Source organism: Pseudooceanicola atlanticus (assembly GCF_000768315.1).
Classification (GTDB): Bacteria; Pseudomonadota; Alphaproteobacteria; order Rhodobacterales; family Rhodobacteraceae; genus Pseudooceanicola; species Pseudooceanicola atlanticus.
Genome location: NZ_AQQX01000002.1, coordinates 135406 through 161482, shown reverse-complemented (window position 1 = coordinate 161482; position 26077 = coordinate 135406). Strand labels below are relative to the sequence as shown.

General features: G+C 64.4%; 28 protein-coding genes. 19 read left to right on the top strand and 9 right to left on the bottom strand.

Features of this window, described 5'->3' with window-relative positions:
• Positions 1-47: 47 nt before the first annotated feature.
• The 5 genes from ptsP to ATO9_RS04905 form a co-directional block, all read right to left on the bottom strand.
• A complete protein-coding gene (ptsP, locus tag ATO9_RS04925) occupies positions 48-2291 on the bottom strand; it encodes a phosphoenolpyruvate--protein phosphotransferase (RefSeq protein WP_043746121.1) in 2244 nt (747 codons plus the stop codon).
• A 201-nt stretch (positions 2292-2492) separates the two neighbouring features.
• Positions 2493-3728, bottom strand: coding sequence for an aspartate kinase (locus tag ATO9_RS04920; RefSeq protein ID WP_043746118.1), 1236 nt, complete (start codon positions 3726-3728; stop codon positions 2493-2495).
• A gap of 117 nt (positions 3729-3845) precedes the next feature.
• A complete protein-coding gene (locus ATO9_RS04915; RefSeq protein WP_043746115.1) occupies positions 3846-4493 on the bottom strand; it encodes an SDR family oxidoreductase in 648 nt (215 codons plus the stop codon).
• Between the two features lie 4 nt (positions 4494-4497).
• Positions 4498-4929, bottom strand: a complete 432-nt coding sequence (locus ATO9_RS04910) for a DUF1178 family protein (RefSeq protein WP_043746111.1) — start codon at positions 4927-4929, stop codon at positions 4498-4500.
• 60 nt (positions 4930-4989) lie between these two features.
• Complete coding sequence (locus ATO9_RS04905; RefSeq protein WP_052418120.1) at positions 4990-5463, bottom strand: NUDIX hydrolase; 474 nt, start codon at positions 5461-5463, stop codon at positions 4990-4992.
• A gap of 537 nt (positions 5464-6000) precedes the next feature.
• Between ATO9_RS04905 and ATO9_RS04900 the strand changes: the two genes are divergently transcribed.
• Entirely contained in the window at positions 6001-6993 is a 993-nt protein-coding gene (locus tag ATO9_RS04900; protein ID WP_043746108.1) for an isopenicillin N synthase family dioxygenase, read from the top strand.
• Positions 6994-7025: 32 nt separating this feature from the next.
• Here the strand turns inward: ATO9_RS04900 and ATO9_RS04895 are convergent, their stop codons facing one another.
• Positions 7026-7421 (bottom strand): RidA family protein, encoded by a 396-nt coding sequence (locus tag ATO9_RS04895; protein ID WP_043746105.1) that lies wholly within the window; start codon positions 7419-7421, stop codon positions 7026-7028.
• A gap of 223 nt (positions 7422-7644) precedes the next feature.
• Here ATO9_RS04895 and ATO9_RS04890 point away from each other — a divergent pair, with 223 nt between their 5' ends.
• The 9 genes from ATO9_RS04890 (at position 7645) to ATO9_RS04850 (ending at position 16142) form a co-directional block, all read left to right on the top strand.
• Positions 7645-8640: an ABC transporter substrate-binding protein gene (locus tag ATO9_RS04890; protein WP_043746102.1), complete on the top strand. Its 996-nt coding sequence runs from the start codon at positions 7645-7647 to the stop codon at positions 8638-8640.
• A gap of 253 nt (positions 8641-8893) precedes the next feature.
• Complete coding sequence (locus ATO9_RS04885; protein ID WP_043746099.1) at positions 8894-9679, top strand: ABC transporter ATP-binding protein; 786 nt, start codon at positions 8894-8896, stop codon at positions 9677-9679.
• The gene (locus tag ATO9_RS04880; protein ID WP_043746096.1) at positions 9676-10542 is read left to right on the top strand and encodes an ABC transporter permease; all 867 of its coding nucleotides are present in this window, start codon (positions 9676-9678) and stop codon (positions 10540-10542) included. Before ATO9_RS04885 ends, ATO9_RS04880 begins: the two co-directional genes overlap by 4 nt.
• A complete protein-coding gene (locus ATO9_RS04875; protein WP_043746093.1) occupies positions 10543-11805 on the top strand; it encodes a cytosine deaminase in 1263 nt (420 codons plus the stop codon). It abuts the gene before it with no gap.
• Positions 11802-13202, top strand: coding sequence for an FAD-binding oxidoreductase (locus ATO9_RS04870; protein ID WP_043746090.1), 1401 nt, complete (start codon positions 11802-11804; stop codon positions 13200-13202). Before ATO9_RS04875 ends, ATO9_RS04870 begins: the two co-directional genes overlap by 4 nt.
• Positions 13203-13218: 16 nt before the next feature.
• Complete coding sequence (locus tag ATO9_RS04865; RefSeq protein WP_043746088.1) at positions 13219-13800, top strand: NAD(P)H-dependent oxidoreductase; 582 nt, start codon at positions 13219-13221, stop codon at positions 13798-13800.
• A gap of 1 nt (position 13801) precedes the next feature.
• Positions 13802-14428 carry an NAD(P)H-dependent oxidoreductase gene (locus ATO9_RS04860; RefSeq protein WP_043746085.1) on the top strand — a complete coding sequence of 209 codons (627 nt, stop codon included), beginning with the start codon at positions 13802-13804 and terminating at the stop codon, positions 14426-14428.
• Positions 14425-15357 (top strand): isopenicillin N synthase family dioxygenase, encoded by a 933-nt coding sequence (locus ATO9_RS04855; RefSeq protein ID WP_043746082.1) that lies wholly within the window; start codon positions 14425-14427, stop codon positions 15355-15357. The genes ATO9_RS04860 and ATO9_RS04855 overlap by 4 nt, the downstream gene beginning before the upstream one ends.
• A complete protein-coding gene (locus ATO9_RS04850) occupies positions 15354-16142 on the top strand; it encodes a creatininase family protein (protein ID WP_043746081.1) in 789 nt (262 codons plus the stop codon). Before ATO9_RS04855 ends, ATO9_RS04850 begins: the two co-directional genes overlap by 4 nt.
• Before the next feature lie 17 nt (positions 16143-16159).
• Here ATO9_RS04850 and ATO9_RS04845 read toward each other — a convergent pair whose 3' ends face one another.
• From ATO9_RS04845 to ATO9_RS04835, 3 genes are all read right to left on the bottom strand, one after another.
• Positions 16160-17206, bottom strand: a complete 1047-nt coding sequence (locus tag ATO9_RS04845) for a YeeE/YedE family protein (RefSeq protein WP_043746079.1) — start codon at positions 17204-17206, stop codon at positions 16160-16162.
• A gap of 36 nt (positions 17207-17242) precedes the next feature.
• Complete coding sequence (locus ATO9_RS04840; protein ID WP_238318679.1) at positions 17243-17536, bottom strand: ArsR/SmtB family transcription factor; 294 nt, start codon at positions 17534-17536, stop codon at positions 17243-17245.
• A gap of 96 nt (positions 17537-17632) precedes the next feature.
• Positions 17633-18019, bottom strand: coding sequence for a hypothetical protein (locus tag ATO9_RS04835; RefSeq protein WP_043746076.1), 387 nt, complete (start codon positions 18017-18019; stop codon positions 17633-17635).
• A gap of 75 nt (positions 18020-18094) precedes the next feature.
• Here ATO9_RS04835 and ATO9_RS04830 point away from each other — a divergent pair, with 75 nt between their 5' ends.
• From ATO9_RS04830 to ATO9_RS04790, 9 genes are all read left to right on the top strand, one after another.
• Positions 18095-18832 (top strand): cytochrome c biogenesis CcdA family protein, encoded by a 738-nt coding sequence (locus ATO9_RS04830; protein ID WP_043746073.1) that lies wholly within the window; start codon positions 18095-18097, stop codon positions 18830-18832.
• 15 nt (positions 18833-18847) lie between these two features.
• On the top strand, positions 18848-19417 hold the full coding sequence (locus ATO9_RS04825) for a SoxW family protein (RefSeq protein ID WP_043746071.1): 570 nt from the start codon (positions 18848-18850) through the stop codon (positions 19415-19417).
• Positions 19418-19517: 100 nt separating this feature from the next.
• On the top strand, positions 19518-19994 hold the full coding sequence (gene soxX / locus ATO9_RS04820) for a sulfur oxidation c-type cytochrome SoxX (protein ID WP_043746068.1): 477 nt from the start codon (positions 19518-19520) through the stop codon (positions 19992-19994).
• Positions 19995-20019: 25 nt separating this feature from the next.
• Positions 20020-20436: a thiosulfate oxidation carrier protein SoxY gene (gene soxY / locus ATO9_RS04815; protein ID WP_043746065.1), complete on the top strand. Its 417-nt coding sequence runs from the start codon at positions 20020-20022 to the stop codon at positions 20434-20436.
• A gap of 17 nt (positions 20437-20453) precedes the next feature.
• The gene (gene soxZ / locus ATO9_RS04810) at positions 20454-20783 is read left to right on the top strand and encodes a thiosulfate oxidation carrier complex protein SoxZ (RefSeq protein ID WP_043746064.1); all 330 of its coding nucleotides are present in this window, start codon (positions 20454-20456) and stop codon (positions 20781-20783) included.
• 54 nt (positions 20784-20837) lie between these two features.
• Entirely contained in the window at positions 20838-21695 is an 858-nt protein-coding gene (gene soxA, locus ATO9_RS04805) for a sulfur oxidation c-type cytochrome SoxA (protein WP_043746061.1), read from the top strand.
• 96 nt (positions 21696-21791) lie between these two features.
• Positions 21792-23489, top strand: a complete 1698-nt coding sequence (gene soxB, locus ATO9_RS04800; RefSeq protein WP_043746059.1) for a thiosulfohydrolase SoxB — start codon at positions 21792-21794, stop codon at positions 23487-23489.
• A gap of 25 nt (positions 23490-23514) precedes the next feature.
• Complete coding sequence (soxC, locus tag ATO9_RS04795; protein ID WP_043746056.1) at positions 23515-24807, top strand: sulfite dehydrogenase; 1293 nt, start codon at positions 23515-23517, stop codon at positions 24805-24807.
• Positions 24791-26077: a c-type cytochrome gene (locus ATO9_RS04790; protein ID WP_043746054.1), complete on the top strand. Its 1287-nt coding sequence runs from the start codon at positions 24791-24793 to the stop codon at positions 26075-26077. Before soxC ends, ATO9_RS04790 begins: the two co-directional genes overlap by 17 nt.

The following is a 26077-nucleotide window of genomic DNA, read 5'->3' as shown; positions in this document are numbered from 1 at the left end:
ATCCGTGCCGCCGGCTTGCAATCGACTCTGTTGGATCAGGTCAGGGGTCAGCCCTGCTGTCGCAGGAAATCCATGACGGCGGGGCGCACGGATTGTTCGCCGCGTTCGCGGGCGTCCTCGATGACGCGGCGCAGGGCGCCGAGATCGGTGCGCATCAGCAGGGATTTCACCGGCCCGATGGAGGCCGGGCGCATCGACAGGGTGCGCAGGCCGAGGGCGGCAAAGCAGATCGCCTCGATCGGGCGGCCGGCATCCTCGCCGCAGAAGCTGAGGCTGGTGCCGGTCGTGTTGCAGCGCGCGACGATACCCTGCAGGAAGCTGAGGAAGGATACGTTCAGCGTGTCATAGCGGCGCCGGACCCGTTCGTTTTCACGGTCCGCGGCAAAGAAGAACTGCTTCAGGTCGTTGCCGCCGATCGACAGGAAGTCGACCTCTTCGAAGAACTTGGTGGGCGCGAAGGCCAGCGACGGGGTTTCCAGCATCGCGCCGATTTCCAGCGTTTCGGGGAGCGGATGGCCAAGGATGCGTTCACGCTCCATCGCCTTGTCCATCTCGGCCCGGGCCTGTCGGTATTCATCATATTGCGCGACGAAGGGGAACATGACGGTCAAGGGCCGGCCATTGGCGGCCCGGATCAGGGCCTGCAACTGCATCCGCATCACGCCCGGCTTGTCCAGCCCGACCCGGATCGCGCGCCAGCCGAGCGCCGGGTTGGGTTCGTCATTGGCCTTCATGTAGCTCAGCACCTTGTCCGAGCCGATATCGAGGGTGCGGAAGACCACGCGCCGCCCGCCCGCGGAATCGAGCACGCGGGCATAGAGCGCGGACAATTCGGACCGGCGGGGCATCTGGTTGCGGATCAGGAATTGCAGTTCCGTCCGGAAGAGGCCCACGCCTTCGGCCCCCGACCCTTCCAGCGAGGGCAGGTCGGCCATCAGGCCCGCATTCATCAGCAGGTGGACGCGTTGGCCGCATTTCGACACGGCCTCCGCATCGCGGATGGAGGCATAGCGTTCCTGCGCCTTGGCCTGCATCGCCATCTTGTCGCGAAAGGCGGTGACGACAGTGTCTTCGGCACGCAGGTGGACGACGCCTTCGTCCCCGTCCACGAAGATGTGGTCGCCGTTCAGCGCCTCAGTGGTGATGCGGTTGGCATGGATGACCAGCGGGATCGCCAGCGCGCGGGCGACGATGGCGGCGTGGGACCCGACCGAGCCTTCCTCGAGCACGATGCCGCGCAGGGAGCGTCCGTAATCCAGCAATTCGGCGGGGCCTATATTGCGCGCGACCAGGATCGGGTCGGCGGGCATGTCGGCGCCGGTTTCATGCCCCTGGCCCGACAGGATGCGCAGCAGGCGGTTCGACAGGTCGTCGAGGTCGTGCAGACGCCCGCGCAGGTAGGGATCGGAAATCGATTCCATCCGGGCCCGGGCCGAGGATTGTTCCTTTTCCACCGCGGCCTCGGCGGACAGCCCGCGCGAGATGTCTTCCTCCATCCGGCGCAGCCAGCCCTTGGAATTGGCGAACATGCGGTAGGCTTCGAGAATCTCTAGCTGCTCCTTGTCGCCCTCGACCACGCCTTCCAGCAGCTTGTCCACCGCGGCGCGGAGCTGTTCCACCGCCTCGGCCAGGCGATCACGTTCGCGGTGCGGGTCGTCGGCAATCGGGTTGGTGATCACGACGCGGGGTTCGTGCAGCCAGACATGGCCTTCGGCCGCGCCTTCCTGGCCCGAGAGGCCGCGATAGACGGCGGGGCGGGTATGAGGCGCGGACAGGGCTGCGCCTTCGCCGGTGAAGACGCCCAGTTCGGCCATCTCGGCCAGGACCATGGCGACGACCTCGAGCGCGGTCAGTTCGTCTTCGGAAAAGGTGCGGGCGGTCTTGGACTGCACGACCAGCACGCCCATCTTTTCGCCCAGCCGCCGGATCGGCACGCCGGCAAAGGAGGAATAGGCCTCTTCCCCGGTTTCCGGCATGTAGCGGAAACCCTTTTCGGCGGGGGCGTCGGCGGTGTTCACGATCTGCCCGGTGCGGGCGACGCGGCCCACGAGGCCTTCGCCCAGGCGCATCCGGGTCTGGTGCACGGCTTCGGGTTTCAGGCCCTCGGTCGCACAAAGCTCCAGCGTTTCCGAATCGCGGAACAGGTAGACCGAGCAGACCTCGGTGCGCATGGAATCGGCGATGAGGGCGGTGATCTTGTCCAGACGCGCCTGGCCCGCCGCATCCTCGGCCATGACCATGCGGAGCCGCGCCAGCATTTCCCGGCTGTCGGTCTGGAAGTGGTTGGTCATGTCAGGTCGGCTGTCCTTCTCGCCCGTGCCGGACCTGACTAGACCATATCGGCGGGAAAACCGAAACGACTTTTCGCCTCAGCCCCAGTCGGCCGGTCGCCGCGCAGTACGCGGGCGGCGCCGATGCTATTGAAATGGACGGTGTTTCGCGCGGGCGGAGGGGCGCGGTGCGGGCCGGTGATGTTCACCGGCCCCGAAGCGTCAGGCTTTTTCCAGCTCGAACGTGTCGTGCAGGGCCTGGACTGCGAGTTCCATGTACTTGCGGTCGATCAGCACCGAGATCTTGATCTCGGAGGTGGCGATGACGCGGATGTTGATGCCCTCGTCCGAGAGCGTCTTAAACATCTGCGCGGCGACGCCGGATTGCGACCGCATGCCGATGCCCACGGCCGAAACCTTGGCGACATTGGTGTCGGCGACCAGCGCGTGGAAGTTGATGTCGCCGGCCTCCTTGGCCGTGTTCAGCGCCTTTTCCGCGCGGGCGACCTGGTCGACCGGGCAGGAGAAGGTCATGTCGGTGCGCCCCTCTTCGGAGATGTTCTGGACGATCATGTCCACGTTGATCCCCGCCTCGGCCAGGGGGCCGAAGATGGCGGCGGCGATGCCGGGGCGATCGGCGATCGAGATGAGCGTCATCTTGGCCTCGTCCCGAGAGAAGGCGATGCCGGAGACCGGGCGATTTTCCATGATATCCTCCTCGGCACAGACCAGGGTGCCGGCTTCATCAGATTGTTCCTCGAACGAGGACAGGACGCGCAGGCGGACGCCGAAGCGCATGGCCAGCTCGACCGAGCGGGTCTGCAGCACCTTGGCGCCCAGCGAGGCGAGTTCCAGCATTTCCTCGAAGGCGATCTTGTCGAGCTTGCGCGCCTTGTCGGTGATGCGGGGATCGGTGGTGTAGACGCCGTCGACGTCGGTATAGATGTCGCAGCGTTCGGCGTCGAAGGCGGCGGCGAAGGCCACGGCGGTGGTGTCCGATCCGCCACGACCCAGGGTGGTGATGCGCCCCTCGGGGCTGATGCCCTGGAAGCCCGCAACCACGGCGACGCGCATGCCTTCGGCGAATTTCGCGTTGATGTTGTCGGTCGGGATCTCTTCGATCCGGGCCTGGGAATGGGCCGAGTTCGTCTTGAGCGGCACCTGCCAGCCCTGCCAGGAGCGCGCGGGCACGTCCATTTCCTGCAGGGTCAGGGCCATCAGCCCGGCGGTGACATTCTCGCCCGAGGAGACAACGGCGTCATATTCGCGGGCGTCGTAGAATTTCGACGTCTCCCCGACCCAGCCGACCAGTTCATTGGTCTTGCCGGACATGGCAGAGACGATGACGATCACGTCATAGCCCTTGGCGACCTCGACGCCGACACGTTTTGCGGCCCGGCGGATGCGGTCCAGAGTGGCGACGGATGTGCCGCCGAATTTCATCACCAATACGGGCATGGTGTTTCCCCGATGTCGTTCCGCGGCGGTTTAGGCAAGCGGCGCGCAAAGTGCAATAGGAATAGGGTTTTGGGCCGTGCCGACGGCCATATCGACGGGCGCGACGTGGCCGCGCGGTCAGAACGGGATGTCGGTGCCGTCGTAAGAGCGGAAGCAGCCGGTGGTGGAGGCGTCGAGTTCGGCGAAGCGCGCGATCAGGCCGCGGGCCGAGTCGTCGACCGAGATGTCGGCGCCAGACCCGCCCATATCGGTGCGAACCCAGCCCGGGTGATAGGCGCCGACGCTGATGCCCTGTGATTTCAGGTCCCGCGACAGATTGCGCGCAAGGTTCACCGCCGCGGCCTTCGATGCGCGGTAGATGTAGGACCCGCCGGGGGCGCGTTCCTGGCTGCCCATGGCAGACGCAATGATGGCGATGCGGGCCTTGTCCGAGGCCTGCAATTTCGGCAGGAGCGCCTGGATCGTCAGGAAGGGGCCGGTGATGTTCACGGCCAAGGCCTTGGCCCAGTCTTCGGGCGGGAAGCCGGTGGCGATGTCGTGGCCCTTGTCGGGGTAGATGCCGGCATTGCAGACCAGCAGGTCGATCGGGGCCGCGCCGAGCGCCTCGATCACCGGGGAGAAATCGGGTGTGTCGGCCAGGTCCAGCGGAACCAGCCCCTTGCCGCCCTTGCGGGAGGTCCCGATCACGGTTTCGCCGGCGGCGCGATAGCGGGCCGCAAGTTCGGCCCCGATGCCACGGCTGGCGCCGGTGATGACGATGGTCATGAGTTCAGTTTGCCTTGCGGTTGGGCAGGAAGGGCAGGGGCATGACGGGCACGCCGTCTTCGGCCAGCTTGCGCGCCTCGTCGAGCCGGGCCTCGCCATGGATCGAGCGGGCCTTGACCTCGCCTTCATGCATGCGGCGGGCCTCTTTCACGAAGTCGCCGCCGACGTAATCGGATTCCGCCTCGATCTTCTTGCGAAGCTCGGCCATGGCCTGTTCGGCGGGGGTGGCCGGGGTCGACAGGGGCGCGGGTTTGGCCTCGTCGGCGCCGCGGGTCTTGGCGACGCGGGGGGCCATCATCGCCTTGTCCACCTGGGTGGAGCCGCAGACAGAACAGGACACCATCCCCCGAGACTTGAGCGTGTCGAAGGCGTCGGCGTTCTGGAACCAGCTGTCGAACCGGTGGTCCCGGTCGCATTTCAGAGAAAACTGGATCATCGCAATCCCGTTTGCATAACTGTCATGTTATGTAGCCGCGAACCGGCGCGATGCAAGGCGCTAGCGCAGCTGGCGCGGGTCGAAGTCACGGATCATGCGGGCCAATTCCGGCTCGTCGACCTTTTTTGCGGCTTTCTTCAGGCTGAACCACTTGCGCTTGCGTTCGCGGGCCTCGGGATATTCGGCGCGCAGCAGGCGGACCCGGACGGGGAAGAGCAGGCCGATGCAGGGCACTTCGTCCCCGTTCGACAGAACCTTCATGTAGGAATAGGTGCCCAGCGGCTTGGCAGAGGCGCGACCGATCACGCCGCCCTCTTCCTTGGCTTCCTGAAGGGCGGCTTCGTGTGGGGCCTTCTTGGCCATGGGCCAGCCCTTGGGCACGATCCAGCGTTTCGTGCCGCGGCTGGTGATCAGCAGGACCTGGGTCTTGTCGCGGACCACGCGATAGCAAAGCGCCGCATATTGAGTGCGGATATCGTCCTTGTCGTATTCCCGGAATTCGGTGGGAATGCTGAGATTGCTTTGAAAGCTCACGCCGGTGCCTGCAACAAGAGGTTAAGGTTAACCATTCCTGACTGGGTAGATTATGATTGTTAATTAGCTGTGAATTTTACCTTGAAAAGGGCTGTCGCACAACTTGTGTACAGCTTGGCCCGTGCTGTTGGGGCGCGGATTGCGCCAAATTTGTCTCGGATTCCGGGGCCGCGGGCCGATAGGCGTCTTCCGGGTGCTTAATTTGGCGTCTATCCGGCTGCTTAGTGCTTATTTTGGGGGCGAATGCGCTGGTCAGGCCGCGTGGCGCGGCGCATTCCGATGACAAGGCCGGGGGCGATCGGTTTGCTGGGGGCTGAGTAGAAGCGGTGGGGCGCAGCCCTGACATTGCTCATCAATTCGTAAATGCGGTCCGGTCCCTTTTCGGGGCCGTCGCCCGAGTGATGAGCCAGTGATGTTTCGCCACAGAGATTCCCATGAGATCCTGCCCCGCCGCGGGGAATTCGATCGGCACGTGGTTCGCATTCTGGCGCAGGGGGTGCCCGAAGAGGGCCGGCTCCGCGTAATGGAGATGGATCAATGACCGAAACGACTTCGCATCACCTGGCAGAGCTGGACAAGGAAAGCCGCATCGGCGGCATGGGCCGGGAGGTCGAACGCGATACGCCGCGGATCGACATGTCGGATTTCTTCAACCGCCGCGCCGAGATCACCGAAGAGCTGTGGGAGGCCGCGACGGGGATCGGGTTCTTCCAGCTGACCGGCCACGGCATTCCGCAGACCCTGATCTACGAGGCCTTTGCCCTCTCTGCCGGGTTCTTCGACCTGCCGGAGGAGACGAAGGCGGGTTTCCCGCTGAAGCCCGGCACCAATGCGGGCTGGGAATACAAGGCGCAGGTGCGACCTTCGACCGGGACGGCGGATCAGAAGGAAAGCTACCAGATCACGCTGCCTCGCATGGCCGGGCTCTGGCCGTCCGAGGCCGACCTCGCCGGGTTCCGCGCCACGATGCTGGCCTTCGAGCGCGAGAACTGGGCGCTGGCGATGAAGGTGCTGTCGTGTTTCGCCGACAAGCTGGGCTTTGCGCCGGACCTGTTCGTGGAGGGCCATGACCCGCTGGCGCCGGATTACCAATCGACCCTGCGGCTGATCCATTACCTGGGCATGGAAGATGCCAAGCCCGAGGATTTCAAGTTCTGGCGGGCCGGTGCGCATACGGATTTCGACTGCCTGACCCTGCTGCATCAGCGCACGGGGCAGGGCGGGTTGCAGCTGTGTCCCGGCAAGGACAGCCAGGGCCGCGCCATCGAGTGGAGCGACGTGCCGCCCGAAGATGGCATCATCACCTGCAATATCGGTGACATGCTGATGCGCTGGTCGGATGACCGACTGCAATCGACCCTGCACCGGGTGAGGATGCCGAAGCCGGAGGAATACCTTGGCCCGCGCTATTCCATCGCCTTCTTCGCCCAGGCCAACACGGAAACCATGCTGGAAGGCCCGGCGCGGAAATACGAACCGATGACCGGTGGCGATTACATCAAGATGCGCATCGGGGCGAACTACAAGTGAGCCGTGTCGCGCATATCCGGCGCCGTATGGTGTCAGGCGGGCAGGGCCGCCATCACCTCGATCTCGACCACGAATTCGGGGCGGGTGAAGCCCGACACGATCATCAGCGTCGAGGCCGGAAGATGCGCGACATCCGCCAACCACGCGTCGCGGGCGGCCATGTAGCCCGCCATGTGCTCGCGGCCCGTGACGAAGGCGTTGATGCGCAGGATATGCTCGCGGTCGGTGCCGCCCTCGCGCAAGATCGCGTCGAGATTGGCAAAGATCAGCGCCGCCTGCGCCTCGGCCCCGTCGGGCACGGTGCCGTCATCCGCCAGGGCAAGCTGTCCGGAGGTGACCATGATGCCCCCCATTTCAGACGCCGCGACGCCATGGGCGTAGCGGGCGAAGGGCGGGGCGATATCGGCGGGGATCAGGCTGCGGAGCATCACGAATTCCTCTTGTCTGCGGACCCTTTTTCGCAGGCGCGGGGCGCAGGGCCAAGCGCTGGCTTGGCCCTTCTTGCAGGCGTCGCCCAAAAAGGTGGCAAGCCTCGGGCGCCTGCCCATTCCAGCGGCACTGGCGCAGGGTGCGCCGGGGGTTCCGCCGGGACCGGTCTGTCAACCGGACAACCCACTCAGGATCATTGAGAAAACCAACCGGGAGAATCGAATGTCCAAACTGAAATCCCTCACCTCCGCCGCGCTGGTGCTGGCCGCCGGGGCCGCGCATGCGGAAAGCCACATGACCGAGGTGGTCTTTGGCACGAACTGGCTGGCCCAGGCCGAACATGGCGGGTTCTACCAGGCCGTGGCCGACGGCACCTACGAGGAATGCGGGCTGAGCGCCTCCATCGTGCAAGGCGGGCCGCAGGTGAACAACCGTGCGCTGATGCTGGCCGGTCGCATCGACTATCACATGGGCGGTGACCTGCTGCAGGCGTTCAACGCCGTGAAGGAAGGCGTGCCGGTCGTGTCCGTCGCCGCGATCTTCCAGAAGCACCCGCAGGTGATCGTGACCCATCCCGGAAAGGCGGAAACCTTTGCCGACCTGACCGGCCTGACCCTGCTGATCGGCGATAACGGCTACCAGTCCTACTACCAGTGGATGATGGCCGAGTACGGCTTCACCGCCGAACAGCGCGAGCCCTACACCTTCAACCCCGGCCCGTTCCTGGCCGACGAGAACAAGGGCATGCAGGGCTACCTGTCCTCCGAACCCTACCTGGTCGAGAAAGAGGGCGGGTTCACCCCCGACGTCTTCCTGATCGCGGATGCGGGGTATTCGACCTATGCCACCACGATCGAGACGATGGCCGACACGATTGCCGAGAAGCCCGAAGAGGTGAAGTGCTTCGTCGAGGGCTCCATCAAGGGGTGGTACAACTACCTCTACGGTGACAACGCGGCCGCGAACGAAGCGATCATGGCCGACAACCCCGAGATGACCCAGGACAAGATCGACTACGCGATCGAGAAGATGAAATCCGAGGGCATCGTCGATTCCGGTGACGCGCTGGAGCTGGGCATCGGCGCCATGACCGAAGAAAAGGTCGGCGGCTTCTACGACAAGATGGTCGAGGTCGGCGTCATCGAGGATGACATCGACTGGACCGCAGCCTTCACGACCGAGTTCGTGAATGCCAAGGTCGGTATGGACCTGAAGTGATCGGTCTGGCGGTCTTTCGGGATCGCCGCGACCGAATGGATCGCCGATGCCAAGCGTGACGGCGGTCCGGTGAAAAGAGGGCAGGGGCGACCCGCGGGGTGGCGCGAAAGCGCCGCCCGTCCCACCAGAGGTGGGTCATGCCGTGTCGGCGCTGTCCGGCGTACCGCCGGGCGGGTGATCTGCCCATAGGATCGCGCCAGTCATGAAAACATACGGGTCCCATGGCCCGCCCCGAATAGATTGTGGAGGCAAGATGCCCACGACCCGTCCCCCTCTTGGCCAGCGCGACACGCTGCTGAAGATGCGTCATGTGGAAAAGACCTTCGGCGGCGATATCGTCGCGCTGAAGGACATGAACCTGACGGTGAACGATGGCGACTTCATCTCGCTTCTCGGGCCGTCGGGCTGCGGGAAATCCACCGCGCTGCGGCTGATCTCGGGCCTGATGTCGCCGACCTCGGGCCAGATCGAGTGGACGGGGGGCAAGTCGAAGGATGACCTGGGCGTCGTCTTTCAGGAACCCACGCTGATGCCCTGGGCCCGGGTCGCCGACAATGTCTGGCTGCCGTTCCGCCTGCGTGGGGTCAGCTATAACGAGGTCCGCGACGACGTGCTGGAGGCACTGAAACTGGTCGGGCTGGAGAAATTCCAGCGGGCCTTCCCGCGCGAATTGTCCGGCGGCATGAAGATGCGCGTGTCGATCGCGCGGGCGCTGGTGACCAAGCCGCGCCTGATCCTGATGGATGAACCCTTTGCTGCGCTGGACGAGATCACCCGCCACAAGCTGAACAACGACCTGCTGGCCCTGCGCGAGGCGATCGGCTGCACTGTGATCTTCGTGACCCATTCGGTTTTCGAGTCCGTCTTCCTGTCCGACCGGATCGTGGTGATGGCCGCGCGGCCGGGCCGGGTGATCCGCGAACTCGAAGTGACCGCCCCCTATCCGCGGGACGAGATGTTCCGCACCTCGCCCGAATATGCCGCCCATTGCCGGGAGGCATCCGACGCCCTGCATCAAGCCATCGGAGAAGCCGCATGAGCATCGCCGAAACCGATACGCCGACCGAACCTGTCGAAACCGTAGACCAGGAGGAACTGGCCCGCGCCCGCCGCGAGCGGATCATGAAGATCGCCCGCTGGACGCTGCCCTCGCTGGTGATGATCCTGACGCTGCTGGCCTGGCACCTTTATGTCACCATTGCCGAGGTGCCGCATTACATCCTGCCGGGGCCGCTTCTGGTCGGGCAGAAGATGATCGAGGACTGGGCGATCCTGTGGCCCGCGATGATCCTGACCGGGCGGCTGACCCTGCTGGCCCTGCTGTTCGCGGTGATCGGGGGCGTGGCGCTGGCCGTGGCCTTCACCCAGTCGAAATGGGCCGAGATGTCGTTCTTTCCCTACGCGGTGATCCTGCAGGTGACGCCGGTCGTGGCCATCGCGCCGCTGATCCAGATCTACGTGGACAATGCCTTCCTCGCCGCGCTTCTCTGCGCCTGGATCGTGGCGTTCTTTCCGATCCTGTCGAACACGACGATCGGGCTGAAGTCGTCCGATCACAACCTTCAGGACCTCTTCACGATCTACGGGGCGACGCGCTGGCAACGGCTGCGCTACCTGGCGGCGCCCTCCGCGCTGCCGTTCTTCCTGGGCGGGCTGAAGATCGCCGGGGGGCTGGCGCTGATCGGGGCCGTGGTGGCCGAGTTCGTGATCGGACGTGCGGGCACCGGGCTGGGCCTGGCCTCGACCCTGCTGGAGGCGTCCTACCGCTTCAACTTCGGCCGGCTGTATGCCGCGCTGATCCTGATTTCCCTTATGGGCGTGGTGATCTTCGCCCTGATGAGCCTGATCTCGCATCTTGCGCTCTATCGCTGGCACGAAAGTGCGCTGAAAAGAGAAAGTTGAATGGATTTCAAGACACTACCCCAAGGGCGCTTCACCCTGCGTGACGTCACCGTGCCCGGCTGCGTCACAGGTGCCGAGGATGACCTCGTCCGCACCGATATCGGGATCGAGAACGGCCGGATCGCCGAACCGGGCGGCGAGGACGTGCAGATGGCCGGCGCGATGGTGCTGCCCTGTTTCACCGACATGCACACCCACCTGGACAAGGGCCATATCTGGCCGCGCGCGTCCAACCCCGACGGCACGTTCATGGGGGCGCTGACCACGGTGCGCAACGATCACCCCAACTGGACCGCGCAGGACGTTGGCGCGCGGATGGAGTTCGGCCTGAAATGCGCCTATGCCCACGGCACGGCGCGGGTGCGCACGCATCTGGACAGCATGAACGGGCAATACCTGCGGTCCTGGCCGGTGCTGGCGGAAAAGCGCGAGGAATGGTCCGGCAAGATCGACCTTCAGGCCGTCAGCTTGATGAGCTGCGACCGGTTCTCGAACACCGGGGAATTCACCGAGATCGCCAAGACGGTGCAGCAGATGAACGGAGTGCTGGGCCTTGTCTCCTACCCCGTGGACGGGCTGAAGGAGATCCTGACCGGGTTTTTCGAAATGGCCGCCGCGATGGATTTGTCGGTGGATTTCCACACCGACGAGACGATGGACCCGACCTCGGAAACCTTGCGCCTGATCGCGGAGGTCGTGCTGGAAACGGGCTATGACAAGCCCGTCATCGTGGGCCATTGCTGTTCGGTGTCCACGCAGGACGAGGACCGGGCGATGTCGACGCTGGACCTGGTCGCGAAGGCCGGGATGAAGGTCGTGTCGCTGCCGATGTGCAACCTCTACCTGCAGGACCGCGTGCCGGGCCGCACCCCGCGCGGGCGCGGCGTGACGCTGGTGCACGAGATGAAGGCGCGGGGAATCCCAGTCAGCTTTGCGTCGGACAACACGCGGGACCCGTTCTACGCCTATGGCGACCTGGACATGCTGGAAGTGCTGCGCCAGGCCACCCGGATCGCGCATCTGGATCACACCGAAACCGACTGGTTGAAATCGGTGACCTCGACGCCCGCGGAAAGTTGTGGCTTCGCGGCGCCGGGGCTGGAAATCGGCGATCCCGCCGACCTGATCATTTTCCGCGCCCGTGAATGGACGGAACTGTTCGCGCGGCCCCAGATGGATCGCATCGTGCTGCGCGCAGGCCAGGCCATCGACCGGACGCTGCCGGATTATTCTGAACTCGACCACCTGATGAGGCTCTCATGACCGCCAATATCGCCGCCGCCAAAGAGGCGCTGTCCCACCTGGATATCGAAGAGCGGGAGGCCGCGATCCGCACCGCGTCTCGCGATTTCTTTTGGTATTCGCCGGTGCTGAAGGACCGGCTGGATCACGTCATGGCCGATTTCGTCGTGCGTCCGAAGACCGAGGCCGAGGTGATCGAGGTGCTGAAGGTCTGCTACGAGCATGACGTGCCGGTGACCACGCGCGGGGCCGGGACGGGCAATTACGGTCAGGCGATGCCGTTGGCCGGGGGCTGCGTCCTGCACCTGCGCAACATGAACGCGGTGAAGGAAATCACGCCGGGCCGGGTCGTTGTCGAGCCGGGGTGCCTGCTGAAGGAACTGGATGCCGCCTGCAACGAGCAGGGTCAGGAGATCCGCATGTTCTCGTCCACCTGGGACACGGCCACCGTGGGCGGGTTCATCGCCGGGGGGTCGGGCGGCGTCGGGTCGGTGCACTGGGGGTCGCTGCGCGATCTTGGCAATATCATCCGCCTGCGCGTCGTGACGATGGAGGCCGAGCCAAGGGTCCTGGAATTCCGCGGCGAGGAGCTGGCTCGCGTGTCCCATGCCTATGGCACCAACGGGATCATCACGGAACTCGAACTGCCGCTGGCCCCGGCCTATGACTGGGTCGACATCTTCGTGGCGACGGATGACTTCCCCGAGGCGATGGCCTTTGCCGACGACCTGGCGAACCAGGACGGCATCCTGCTGAAGCTTGCCTCGGTCTACGAGGCGCCGATCGCGCATGAATACTTCCTGCGGGTCAAACCGCATGTGGAGGAGGGCACGAACCTGGTGGGCCTGATGGTGGCGCCGCATTCGATGGATGCCTTCCTGACCTTCCTGGGGCGCCGGCCCGAGGCGCGGATGATCTACCGGTCCGACGATCACGACTGGCCGCGCAAACCGGGCAAGATCTTTGAATACGGCTGGAACCACACGACCCTGCGCGCGCTGAAGGTCGATCCGTCGATCACTTACCTGCAGGTGCGCTATGCCTTCCCGGACCACCGGGAGCTGATCGAGAAAATCCGCGCCATGTTCCCGGGCGGCGAGGTCATGCAGCACCTCGAGGCGCTGCGGATGGGCGGCAAGGTGGCGTTTGCCGGCCTGTCGATGGTCAAGTTCACCACCGAAGAGCGGCTGAACGAGATCATCCAGATGCACGAGGATGCGGGCGCGATGATCTTCAACCCGCACCGCTACACGCTGGAGGAAGGCGGGCGGCAGACCGTCGACGACACCCAGCTGTCCTTCAAGAAGGAGGCCGATCCCAAGGGCCTGCTGAACCCCGGCAAGATGATCGCCTGGGACGATCCGGATTTCGCCTATGACAAGATGTATGCCTATCCGGGCATGAAGGCGGCGGAATGAGCGCGGAGTCCCGACAATGAAAGCGATGGTCCTTTATGCCCATCCATGCCCCGAAAGCTTCAACGCGGCGGTGCACGAGACGGTGGTTTCGACGCTGAAGGGCCGCGGCTGGGAGGTCGACGATTGCGACCTGAACGCCGAGGGCTTCATGCCTGTCCTGACCGAACTGGAACGGCGCGGCTATCACGACCAGCCGGTGAATATCGAACCGGTGGCGGAATATGTTGACCGCATCCGCAAGGCCGAGGCGCTGATCATGGTCTTTCCGGTGTGGAATTTCGGCTATCCGGCGATCCTGAAGGGGTTCCTCGACCGGGTTTTCCTGCCCGGGGTCAGCTTTGCCCTGGGTGATGACGGCAAGGTGCGTCCGAACCTGCGCAACATTCGCAAACTTGTCGCCTGCACCACCTATGGTGGGAAGCGGACCCGCGCGATGCTGGTCGGCGACCCGCCGCGCAAATGCGTGACCCGCGCGGTGTGGCATGTGTGCCGCCCGGACAAGACCCGGTACATCGCGCTGTACGACATGAACAACAACAAAGAACCGCAACTGAAGGCCCACCTGGCCCGCGTCAAACGTGAAATGGAGGCCCTGTGACATGCGCGCCCTAGTCGTCTATTCCCATCCCCGCGAGGGCAGTTTCACCTCTGCCGTGCGGGACGCCGTGGTGGACAAGCTGACCGATTTCGGGGCGGAGGTGCGGCTGCTGGACCTCTACAAGATGGGGTTCGACCCGGTCCTGTCGGCGCGCGAGCACGAGGATTACCTGGAGCCGGGGATCAACCGGAAGACGCTGGAAGATCACGTCGAGCCGCTGGAATGGTGCGACACGCTGATCTTCGTCTACCCGACCTGGTGGTACGGGCTGCCGGCGATGATCAAGGGCTGGCTGGACCGGGTGATGCTGCCCGGGGTGGCCTTTGACATGCCGCAGGCCGAGAACGAAACCATCGGGCCGGGCCTGACGCAGATCACCCGGTTGGGCGTCTTCACCACCTGCGGGGCATCGTGGTGGCTGACCCGGCTGATCGGGGCGCCGGGGAGGAGGACGATCCTGCGCGGCGTGCGGCTGCTATGTGCCAAGCGGTGCAAGACGGCCTTTGCCGCGCATTACCTGATGGATTCCTCCTCGGATACGAGCCGGGCAAAGCATCTGCGGCGCGTGAACAAGGAAATGGACCGCTTCCTGGGTGGCAAGCGCGTCCGCGAGGAGGTGACGGCATGATCCCAATCCTGTCCTGGAAGGACTTCACCGGCGACCCGGAGGCGTTTTCCGAAGCCCTGGGCGAGGCCTGCCGCGAAACCGGGTTCTTCCTGCTGGCCGACCATCCGATCCCGTCGAACCTGGTGGCGAACGTGTTCTCGGCGGCGGACGATTTCTTTGCCCTGCCGCAGGAGGAGAAGGCGAAGCTGTCGATCTCTCTCAACCCGCATAACCGGGGCTGGGCTCAGATGGGCAGCGAAAGCCTGGACGACACCTCGGGGCAGGTGGACCGGAAGGAGGCGTTCAATGTCGGGTTCGACCTGTCGCCCGATGACCCGCGCGTGAAGGCCGGGGAGCCCTTTCGCGGCGTCAATGTCTGGCCCGAGCTGGACGGGTTCCGCGATACGATGCTGGCCTATTACAACGCGGTCCATGCGCTCAGCGTCCGGCTGCACGAAGCAGTTGCGACGGACCTGGACCTGCCCACCGGGTTTTTCGCACCCCATTTCACCGAACCGATGGCGACCCTGCGCATCCTGGCCTACCCGCCCGCCAGTGGCGAAGAGGGCGAGATCGGTGCCGGTGCGCATACCGATTACGGGTCGGTGACGCTGTTGATGACGGATGGCGAAGGTGGTTTGCAGGTCAAGCCGCGCGGCGGTGACTGGACCGACGTGCCGCATGTGCCCGGCGCCTTCGTGGTCAATATCGGCGATTGCCTGATGCGCTGGACCAACGACATCTATGTCTCGACCCCGCACCGGGTGCTGCCGCCCAAGGCGCGGCGGCGGTCCATCGCCTTCTTCCTCGACCCGAATCCCGACAGCATCGTTCAGGCGCTGCCCGGCACCGGGGCGGCGAAATATCCGCCGATCACCGGTGCTGATTACCTGCGCTCGCGTCTCGACGCGACCTACAAGCCCGCCCCCGTTCCCGGAGCCAAGACATGACCCGCCGCCACGACTGGCACGCACATCGCGCGCCCGAGTTTGACGCCATCGACCCGATGAAGACCATCGCGATCCTGCCCACGGCGGCCGTGGAACAGCACGGGCCGCATCTGCCCGTGGGCACAGACACGATGATTGCCGAAGGGATGCTGGACCGGGTACGGGCGACCTGCCCGGAGGATCTGGATATCCGTATCCTGCCCGTCATGGCCGTGGGCAAGTCGAATGAACATCTCTGGGCGAAGGGGACATTGACGCTGAGCGCGGCAACCGCGCTGGCCGCCTGGACCGAGATCGGGTTGTCCGTGGCTCGCGCGGGCGTGCGCAAGATCGTCATCGCGAATTCCCACGGCGGAAACCTCGACCTGATCTCGATCCTGTCGCGGGAATTGCGGGTCGAGGCGGGGATGCTTGCCATCAAGTGCCAATGGGGCAATTTCGGTTATCCGGAGGGGATGTACCCGCCGGAAGAGCTGAAGTTCGGGATCCATGGCGGGGACGTGGAAACATCGCTCATGCTGGCCTTCCGGCCCGAAACCGTGGACATGAGCCAGGCCAAGGATTTCCGGTCTGCCGCCGAGACGATGCCGATCCCGCCGACCGGCCCGATCTCGCGCGGATGGATCGCGTCGGACCTGAATGCCGACGGCACGGTCGGCAATGCCTCGGTCGGGACGGTCGAGAAAGGTAATGCGACGGCGGATCATCAGGTGGCGGGCTTCATCGCGATGCTGCGGGAAATCGAGGCGATGGAGCTGCCGACGGCCCCTTCCAAGCTGGGCTGAACCCGGGGCAGGGCTGGTCAGACCGAATAGCCGACGATCAGCTGCTTGAGCCCCGTGGCCGCGCCGACGAAGATCATCACAAGGGTGAGCGGGGCGCCATAGGCCAGCATCGAAAAGGCCGAAATGCCTTGCCCGACGCTGCAGCCGACGGCGAGGATCGCGCCGGTGCCCATCAGGACCGCGCCGAAAATCTGGCGCCTCAGCTCGCGGGTGTCGTCGCAGGCCTCCCACCGGAATTCGCGTTTGACGAGCGAACCGAGCGCCGCGCCGCCCACGACGCCGAAGATCGACCCGACCCCGAAGGACAGCGACGTGCCGGAGGCGGTCATCAGGTAGATGATCGTCTCGCCGATCGGGGCGGCGAAGGTATGGGTGCGGGGCGTGTCGCCGACGAAGCCGTTGACCGACACCCATTGCGTGCCGATCCAGCCCGAGGTGATGGCCAGCCCGACCACCGCCCCCCAGAGCCAGTGGCGCGGTGTCAGCGGCAACCGCGCCCCGATGACGGAAAAGCCCAGGATCACGATGCCGATCACCGCGCCGAAGAGCCAGGGCGCCGCGCCGGTCATGGCCGACAGGCGCAACGAGATGCTTTGCGGGGTGTCCGCCATCTCGACGGGAAAGAGCGCCACCCGCAGGTGCGCGAAAGGGCCCGACATCACGGCATAGGCCGAGACGCCCATCACGGCAACGATCACGAGAGACCGGAAATCGCCGCCGCCCAGACGGGCCAGCGCGCCGTAGCCGCAATTGCCCGACAGCGCCATGCCGTAGCCGAAGAGAAGCCCGCCGATCACCGAGGCGAGCGGGTTCCAGGCCTGCGCAACATAGGCGGTTTCGGTGGGGGCGATCCAGCCAAGCGCCATCGCGGCATGGGCCGAGATGACGGCGGCGCCGATGGCGATCCCCCACATCCTGAGGCGGCGGTCATCGCCGCCGTACAGGATGTCCTCGATGGCACCGAGCGTGCAGAAGCGCCCAAGCCGTGCGGCCAGCCCGAGGGCGAACCCGCCCAGCAGACCGAAGAGCGCTACTGCCTGCGCTTCGGACAGATAGTCCAGCATGGTTTCGTCCTGTGCTTTGACCGCGCGGTGGCGCGATCACTCCTCCCGACAGAACAGGTCGTAGACAACTTCCATGATCTTCCGGGGTCGATCATCCGTCAAGGCGTAGTAGATTGCCTTGCCTTCACGTCTGGGTGTCACCAGACCTTCGAGCCGCAGCCGGGACAATTGCTGAGAGACCGCCGCCTGGCGGGCAGAGAGCAATTCTTCAAGCTCCGTCACGGATTTCTCGCCCGAGGCGAGGTGGCACAGGATCATCATCCGGCCCTCGTGGCCGAGCGCCTTGAGGAAGTTGGACGCCTGCGTGGCGTTCCGCATCATGCGGTCCATGTCTTCGGGGCAGGTGTTTTCGTCGAAGACAGGCAGGCTGGAGCCGCCCTGTTGTTCGATGTCCCCGTTTCGGTCACTGTTGTCCAGTGTCATGCGTCACCCGTTATCCTGTGTCGGCTCCCCAGCCGGCAGACCCGCGTTTTCCAGCATACGGGCCAGAAAACCCCAGAAAAAGTCCTCTCCCGGATAGCCTTCGATCCGCGAGAGTTCCACACCATCCTTTACCAGAACGAATGTCGGGGTGAAATATATCCCTGACTTTAACGTCACCCCGTCGGGTGGACCGTCATGCAGGTCGAAACGTTGCAGCGGTGCGGTGCGGCCTTCGTCGGTCAGGTGATAGGCATCCCCGACCTCGGCATTCCAGCGCGCGCACCACGAACAGCCCGGCTCCTCTGCCATCAGCAGATTTACATCGGTCCAACCCATTGATGGGAAGGCGAAAACGGCCAGCGCCGTGCATATGCGGAGAAAAGACTTCATCAAGCCACATTGACCAAAGGGTTTCCATGAACATAATCGCATAATTGAATTTTACAATCGTGGTGAGGCCGCCTGATGCTTGATGTCACCTTTTTGGGCGCTTTGGTCGCAGGTTTGCTGTCTTTCGTGTCACCCTGCATTCTGCCGATGGTGCCCTTCTACCTCAGCTACCTGGCGGGCACCGGGGTGAACCAGCTTGCCGAAGATGGCGGCGTGCCGGCGGCGGTGAAGCGGCGGGCGGTGCTGGCCTCTGTCCTGTTCGCGCTTGGGGTCATCACGGTCTTTGTCGGGCTAGGCGCCACGGCCACGGTCTTCGGTCAGCTGGTGCGGCAATGGTTCGACGTGCTTCGCTGGGTGGCGGCGGGCATCATCTTTGTCATGGGGCTGCATTTCCTAGGCGTCCTGCGGATCGGGCTGCTGTTCCGGGAATTCCGTGCGGATGCCGACGTGCGCAATACCAGCCTGGTCGGCGCCTACGTGATCGGGCTGGCCTTCGCCTTTGGCTGGACGCCCTGCGTGGGGCCTGTGCTGGCCACGATCCTGTTCACCGCGGCGGGCGCCGATACTGCGGCGCGGGGGGCGCTCTTGCTGATGTCCTACGGGATCGGCATGACCGCGCCCTTCATCCTGGCGGCGCTGTTCGTGGGGCCCTTCATGCGGTGGATGCAGAAATTCCGGCGTCACCTTGGCCTGGTGGAGAAGGCCATGGGCGTGCTGCTGATTCTCTTTGCCGTGCTGATCGCCACGAATTCCGTCAATTACATCGCCCAATGGATGCTGGACCACGTGCCGTGGTTCGCCTCGGTGGGCTGACCCTGGGAGGATACCATGAAACACATCTACGCACTGATTCTTGCCGTCCTGATGGCGGCCATGCCGGCGCAGGCGCAGGCGCAGCATGTCGGGGATGACGGTCTGCACAAGGCGGACTGGCTGCACGACACGTTCCGCGATCTGTCGGAGGACCTGGCGGAGGCCGAGGCCGAGGGCAAGCGCCTGATGATCCTGATCGAGCAGCGGGGCTGCATCTACTGCCGCAAGATGCACGAGGAGGTCTTTGTCGTCCCCGAGATCGAGAAGATGCTGGAAGAGGATTTCTTCGTCATCCAGATCAACATGTTCGGCGATGTCGAGGTGACCGATTTCGATGGCACCGCGCTGCCCGAGAAGGACATGGTGAAGCGCTGGAACGCGCTGTTCACGCCGACGCTGATGTTCTTCCCGCACGAGGTTGCAGAGGGGCAGACCGCCGCCCAGGCCGCCGTCGTCACGATGCCCGGGGCCTTCGGTCGGTGGACCACGCAGAACCTGCTGAGCTGGGTTCTGGAAGAGGGATATGCCGGTGACGAGCCGTTCCAGAAGTACCACGCCCGGAAATTTGAAGAGCAGTCTCAATGACTAAGGCAGGAAAACAGATAAAGACATTCATGTAGATGAATTTGATGTTGCGTTTTTGACGATCTGTGCGCTAACGTTTCAGGACAATTCGGGAGGAGACATGAGGATCACGTTGTTGATTCCGTCGGTTCTGGCGCTGAGCGCCGGCACCGCAATGGCGGAGATGGTGGCGCCGGCTGACGTTCAGTTTGCCGATGGCGCATTGGAAACGCCCTTGACCAGCGACGCCGGCGACCCGGCACGCGGCAAGGTGATCATGACGACCCGCAGCAAGGGAAACTGTGTTGCCTGTCATGAGATTTCGGCCCTGAGCGAAGCGCCGTTCCACGGCAATGTCGGGCCCATGCTGGACGGCGTCGGGGAATATCGCACCGAGGCCGAGCTTCGCGGCATCGTCGCGAATGCGAAGATGACCTTCGAGGGGTCGGTGATGCCGGCCTTCTACAAGACCACCGGCTTTGAACGTCCCGGCGACGGGTATTCGGGCAAGGCCGCGCAGGGCGAACTGCCCCCGATCCTGACCGCTCAGGAGATCGAGGACGTGGTGGCCTTCCTGAAAACGCTCAAGGACGGCTGAGGCCGAGACCGAGGAGAATTCTGACATGCAACTGACACGACGCGAAACCATGGCTCTCGGGCTGGGCGCAGCGATCATCACGGTGCTTCCGTTCCGCGCCAACGCGGCCACCGAAGACCTGATCGCCGAGTTCACCGGCGGTGCCGACATGGCGGAGACGGGGATCACCCTGACCGCCCCCGAAATCGCGGAGAACGGCAACACCGTTCCGATCGAGGTCGACGCCGCTGGCGCCTCCGCGATCATGGTGCTGGCCGCCGGCAACCCGACGCCGCCGGTCGCGACCTTCAACTTCGGCCCGCTCGCGGCCGAGCAGCGCGCAGCGACCCGTGTCCGCCTGGCTGGCACGCAGGACGTCATCGCGATCGCGAAGATGGAGGATGGCAGCTTTGCCCGTGCCTCCAAGACCGTGAAAGTCACCATCGGCGGCTGCGGCGGCTGAGAAGAGGAGATCAAGTTATGGCATCCGGAGTTAAACCCCGAGTCAAGGTTCCGAAATCCGCTTCGGCCGGTGAGGACATCGTCATCAAGACGCTGATCAGCCACCCGATGGAAAGCGGTCAGCGCAAGGACAGCAGCGGCAACAAGATCCCGCGTTCGATCATCAATCGCTTCACCTGCGATTTCAACGGCGAGAACGTCATCGACGTCACGCTGGAGCCGGCGATTTCGACCAATCCCTATTTCGAATTCGTCGCCAAGGTGCCCGAGGCCGGCGAGTTCAAGTTCACCTGGTACGACGATGACGGCTCTGTCTACGAAGAGGCGAAGTCGATCGCGGTCAGCTGATCGAAAGGCCCCGTTCCGCATGATGCGGGGCGGGGGTCACAGGGGAGGAGACACATGAAAATCAAGGTTCTGACGGCGGTTTCCGCCGCCCTGATCGGCTCCGCCGGATTGGCCCTGGCCGACCCGGACGAGGATCAGCTGGTCATCAACGGCGATCTGGAAATCGTCACCGAGGCCGCCGCGCCCGACCACCTGTCGGACGTGATGGACACGATCTATTCCGGCTGGCGGTTCCGGTCCGACGAGACCCAGGAACTGGAGATGGACGATTTCGACAATCCTGGCATGATCTTCGTCGATCAGGCGATGGACAGCTGGGCCAGTGCAGAGGGCAGCGAGGGCAAGTCCTGCGCGTCCTGTCACGGCGATGACCCGTCCGAAAGCATGGCGGGGGTCCGCGCGGTCTATCCCAAGTGGAATGCCGATGCGGGCGAGGTCCGGACGCTGGCGATGCAGATCAACGATTGCCGCGAAAACCAGATGGGGGCCGATGCCTACAAGTACGACAGCGCGCCCATGGCTGCGATGGAGGCCCTGATCGCCGTGCAATCGCGCGGGATGCCGGTCAATGTCGCCATCGGCGGCCCGGCTGCGGAAACCTGGGAGCAGGGCAAGGCGCTCTACTACACCCGGACCGGTCAGCTGGAACTGTCCTGTGCCAATTGCCACGAGGACAATTACGGCAACAACATCCGCTCGGACCATCTCAGCCAGGGTCAGATCAACGGGTTCCCGACCTACCGTCTGAAGAATGCCAAGCTGAACACCGTGCATGGCCGGTTCAAGGGCTGCGTGCGTGACACGCGGGCCGAGACCTATTCGCCGGGCAGCCCCGAATTCGTGGCGCTGGAGCTATACGTCGCCTCGCGCGGCAACGGCCTGTCGGTCGAAGGTCCCTCCGTCCGCAACTGAAACCGGCCCCGCGCGGGAATGTCCTGCGCGGGGTTTTTCTTACTCAAACGAATTCACATTCATGAATGCGTGGGTGTGAGCAGAGGCAACACCGACATGATCTCTAGACGCGATTTCCTGCAGGTTTCGATGGCGGCGGCGGCCCTGACCGGTGCGTCGGGCTTCGGTAACTGGGCCCGGCTGGCGGCGCAGCAAAGTCTGACCCAGGACCAGCTGCTTGACTTCGACACGTTCGGGAACGTGTCGCTGATCCACGTAACGGATATCCATGCGCAGCTGAAGCCGATCTATTTCCGTGAACCGTCGGTGAACCTGGGCGTCGGTCCGAACAAGGGCGAGGTGCCGCATGTGACCGGCGCCGATTTCCGCAAGCTCTACGGTATCGCCGATGGCAGCCCCTCGCATTACGCGCTGTCCTCGGGTGATTTCGCGTCGCTGGCCAAGGGCTATGGCCGGGTCGGTGGGATGGACCGGGTGGCCACGGTGGTCAAGGCGATCCGGGCCGCGCGTCCCGATGCGCTGCTGCTGGATGGTGGCGATACCTGGCATGGGTCCTACACCTGCTATCACAGCCAGGGGCAGGACATGGTCAACGTGATGAACGCCCTTCAGCCTGACGCGATGACGTTCCACTGGGAATTCACGCTGGGGTCCGAGCGGGTCAATGAACTGGTCGAAAGCCTGCCCTTCGCGGCGCTTGGCCAGAACATCTTCGACGCCGAATGGGACGAACCGTCCGAGCTGTTCCCACCCTACCAATTCTTCGAACGCGGCGGGGTGAAGATTGCAGTGATCGGCCAGGCCTTCCCCTACATGCCGATCGCCAACCCGCGCTGGATGTTCCCCGAATACTCCTTCGGGATCCGGGACGAGAACATGCAGGCCATGGTCGACGAGGTCCGCGCCCAGGGGGCCGAACTGGTGGTCTGCCTGTCGCATAACGGGTTCGACGTCGACAAGAAGATGGCCGGTATCGTGTCGGGAATCGACGTGATCCTGTCGGGCCACACCCATGACGCACTGCCCGAACCGGTGCTGGTCGGCGAGACGATCATCGTTGCCTCCGGCTCGAACGGGAAATTCGTGTCGCGGGTCGATCTGGACGTGCGCGACGGCCGCATGATGGGCTTCCGCCACAAGCTGATCCCGATCTTTTCGGACGTGATCGAACCGGATGCAGAGATGGCCGCGGTGATCGAAGAACAGCGCGCGCCCCATGCCGACAAGCTGGCCGAGGTGATCGGCCAGACCGACAGCCTGCTCTACCGCCGTGGCAATTTCAACGGCACCTGGGACGACCTGATCTGCGATGCCCTGCTGAGCGAACGCGAGGCCGATATCGCCATGTCCCCTGGCGTCCGCTGGGGGCCGAGCCTGATCCCCGGCGACGACATAACCCGCGAGGACATCTGGAACGTCACCTCGATGAGTTACGGCGAAGCCTACCGGACCGAGATGACCGGCGAGTTCATCAAGGTCATCCTGGAGGACGTGGCGGACAATATCTTCAACCCCGATCCCTACTACCAGCAGGGCGGGGACATGGTCCGCATCGGCGGCATGGGGTACCACATCGACGTGTCCCGGCCCCAGGGCGACCGCATCTCCAAGATGACGCTGCTGAAGACGGGCGAGGCGATCGACCCGTCCCGAACCTACCAGGTGGCCGGCTGGGCCAGCGTCAACGAAGGGACCGAGGGGCCGCAGATCTGGGACGTGGTGGAAAGCCACATCCGCAAGATGGGCACCGTCACGGTCAATCCCAGCAACAACGTAGAAGTCACGGGCGTCTGAGCCCGCCTGCCGGAAAGGAGTACCCATGAGCGAAGACAGCAGACAGGGCCCCGCAAACGGTCCGTCCCGCCGCCGCTTTCTGACCAGCGCCGCCGCCCTTGGCGCGGGTTCGGTCGCGGCCGGCATGGCGCGGGCGCAGACCGCCGACCCGCTGATCACCGAAATCCAGCCCTGGGCGCAGGCCTTCGGCGAAGGCGTCGATGCCACGCCCTATGGCCTGCCGATCGATTTCGAGAGCGACGTGATCCGGCGCAACGTGCCGTGGCTGACGGCGGATGCGACCTCGTCGATCAACTTCACGCCGATCCACGCGCTGGATGGCACGATCACCCCGCAGGGCTGCGCGTTCGAGCGGCACCATTCCGGCGCGATCGAGCTGCGCAAGCAGGATTACCGGCTGATGATCAACGGGCTGGTCGATCAGCCCCTGGTCTTCACCTACGAGGACCTGGAACGCTTCCCGCGAGAAAACCACGTCTATTTCTGCGAATGCGCGGCCAATACCGGCATGGAATGGGCCGGCGCGCAGCTGAACGGCGCTCAGTTCACCCATGGCATGATCCACAACATGGAATATTCCGGCATTCCCTTGCGGACCCTACTGGAAGAGGCCGGGTTGGGGGCTGCCGGCGATCTCGAGGACAAGTGGGTCTATGTCGAGGGGGCGGATGCGTCCTCCAACGGGCGGTCGATCCCGATGGCGAAGGCTCTCGACGACGTGCTGGTCGCCTTCAAGGCCAATGGCGAGGCGCTGCGCAAGGAACATGGCTATCCCGTCCGGCTGGTCGTGCCGGGCTGGGAAGGCAACATGTGGGTCAAGTGGCTGCGCCGGATCGAAGTGACCAACCAGGCGGTGGAAAGCCGCGAGGAGACCTCGAAATACACCGACGTGCTGGAAGACGGCACCGCGCGGAAATGGACCTGGGTGATGGATGCGAAATCCGTCGTGACCTCGCCTTCGCCGCAATCGCCGATCACCCATGGCAAGGGGCCGCTGGTCATCACCGGGCTGGCCTGGTCCGGGCACGGCGCGATCACCCGCGTCGACGTGTCCAAGGATGGCGGCAAGACCTGGGAAACCGCGCGACTGGCCAAGCCGGGCGAGAAGATGGCCCTGACCCGCTTCTACCTGGATACGGAATGGGACGGTGAGGACATGCTGCTGCAATCGCGCGCCATGGACGAGACCGGCTATGTCCAGCCCACCAAGGCGCAGCTGCGCGACGTGCGCGGGCTCAATTCGATCTATCACAACAATTGCATACAGACTTGGCATGTGAAGCCGAGCGGGGAGGCGGAAAATGTCGAAGTTTCCTAGTTTGTTCATTGGGATCGCCGCCGGCACGGCCGGTGTCCTGACGCTGGCCTATGTCAGCGCGGATGGCGGGGTGAACCGCCCTGACGGGATGATGCAGATGACCTCAGCCCCGGTCGCGGCCCCGGCGGCGCCCGACGCTCCGGATGCGATGACCGCCTCGGCAGAGCCTGCGGCGAAACCGCAGAAAGACGCGATGGTGGTGTCGACCCAAAGCGAGACGGCCATCCCCGATATCCGCACCGAGGGCGGGCATTTCGGCATCGGGCGCGCAGCCCTGCCCGAAGAGGTCGCGGCTTGGGATCTGGATGTCAGCCCAGACGGGACCGGCCTGCCGGTCGGTTCCGGCTCGGTCGAGGATGGCGAGATGCTGTTTTCCGACAATTGCGCGGTCTGCCATGGCGAATTTGCCGAAGGCGTCGACAACTGGCCCGAACTGGCCGGCGGCGACGGGACGCTGGCGGACGAGGACCCGGTCAAGACGGTGGGCAGCTACTGGCCCTACCTGTCGACGGCCTGGGATTACGTCCACCGGTCGATGCCCTACGGCAATGCGCAGTCGCTTTCCAATGACGATGTCTATGCCATCGTCGCCTACATCCTCTACTCCAACTACCTGGTCGAAGACGATTTCGTGCTGTCGAACGAGAACTTCCTCGAGGTCGAGATGCCGAATGCCGAGGGCTTCATCGTCGATGACCGAGCGGAGACGGAATACACCAAGTGGCGGACCGAACCCTGCATGACCGCGTGCAAGGAGAGCGTCGAGATCACGATGCGCGCCTCGGTCCTCGATGTGACCCCGGAAGAGGAAGGTGGGGAGGCCACCGAGGAGGTGACCCAAGCCGCCGCGACGACAGAGGAACCGGCTGCGGAGCCTGCCGCGGAGCCCGTTGAAGAAGCAAAAGCGGAAGAGCCCGCCGTGCAGGAGGCCTCGGCCCCCGCTGCCGACCCTGCGCTGATCGCCGACGGTGAAAAGGTGTTCCGCAAGTGCCGCGCCTGTCACGAGGTCGGTGCCGGGGCCAAGAACAAGTCCGGTCCTCAGCTGAACGGCGTGATCGGGCGGACCATGGGGGCGGTCGAGGATTTCCGGTATTCCAAGGGGTTCGAGGCTGCGCATGACGAGGGCCGCATCTGGGATGCCGCGTCGATGGCGGAATTCCTGGCCAAGCCCAAGGACTTCATGAAGGGCACCAAGATGTCCTTTGCAGGTCTCAAGAAGGATGCCGATCTCGAGGCGATCATCGCCTACCTGTCGAGCGTCGGAGAGTGA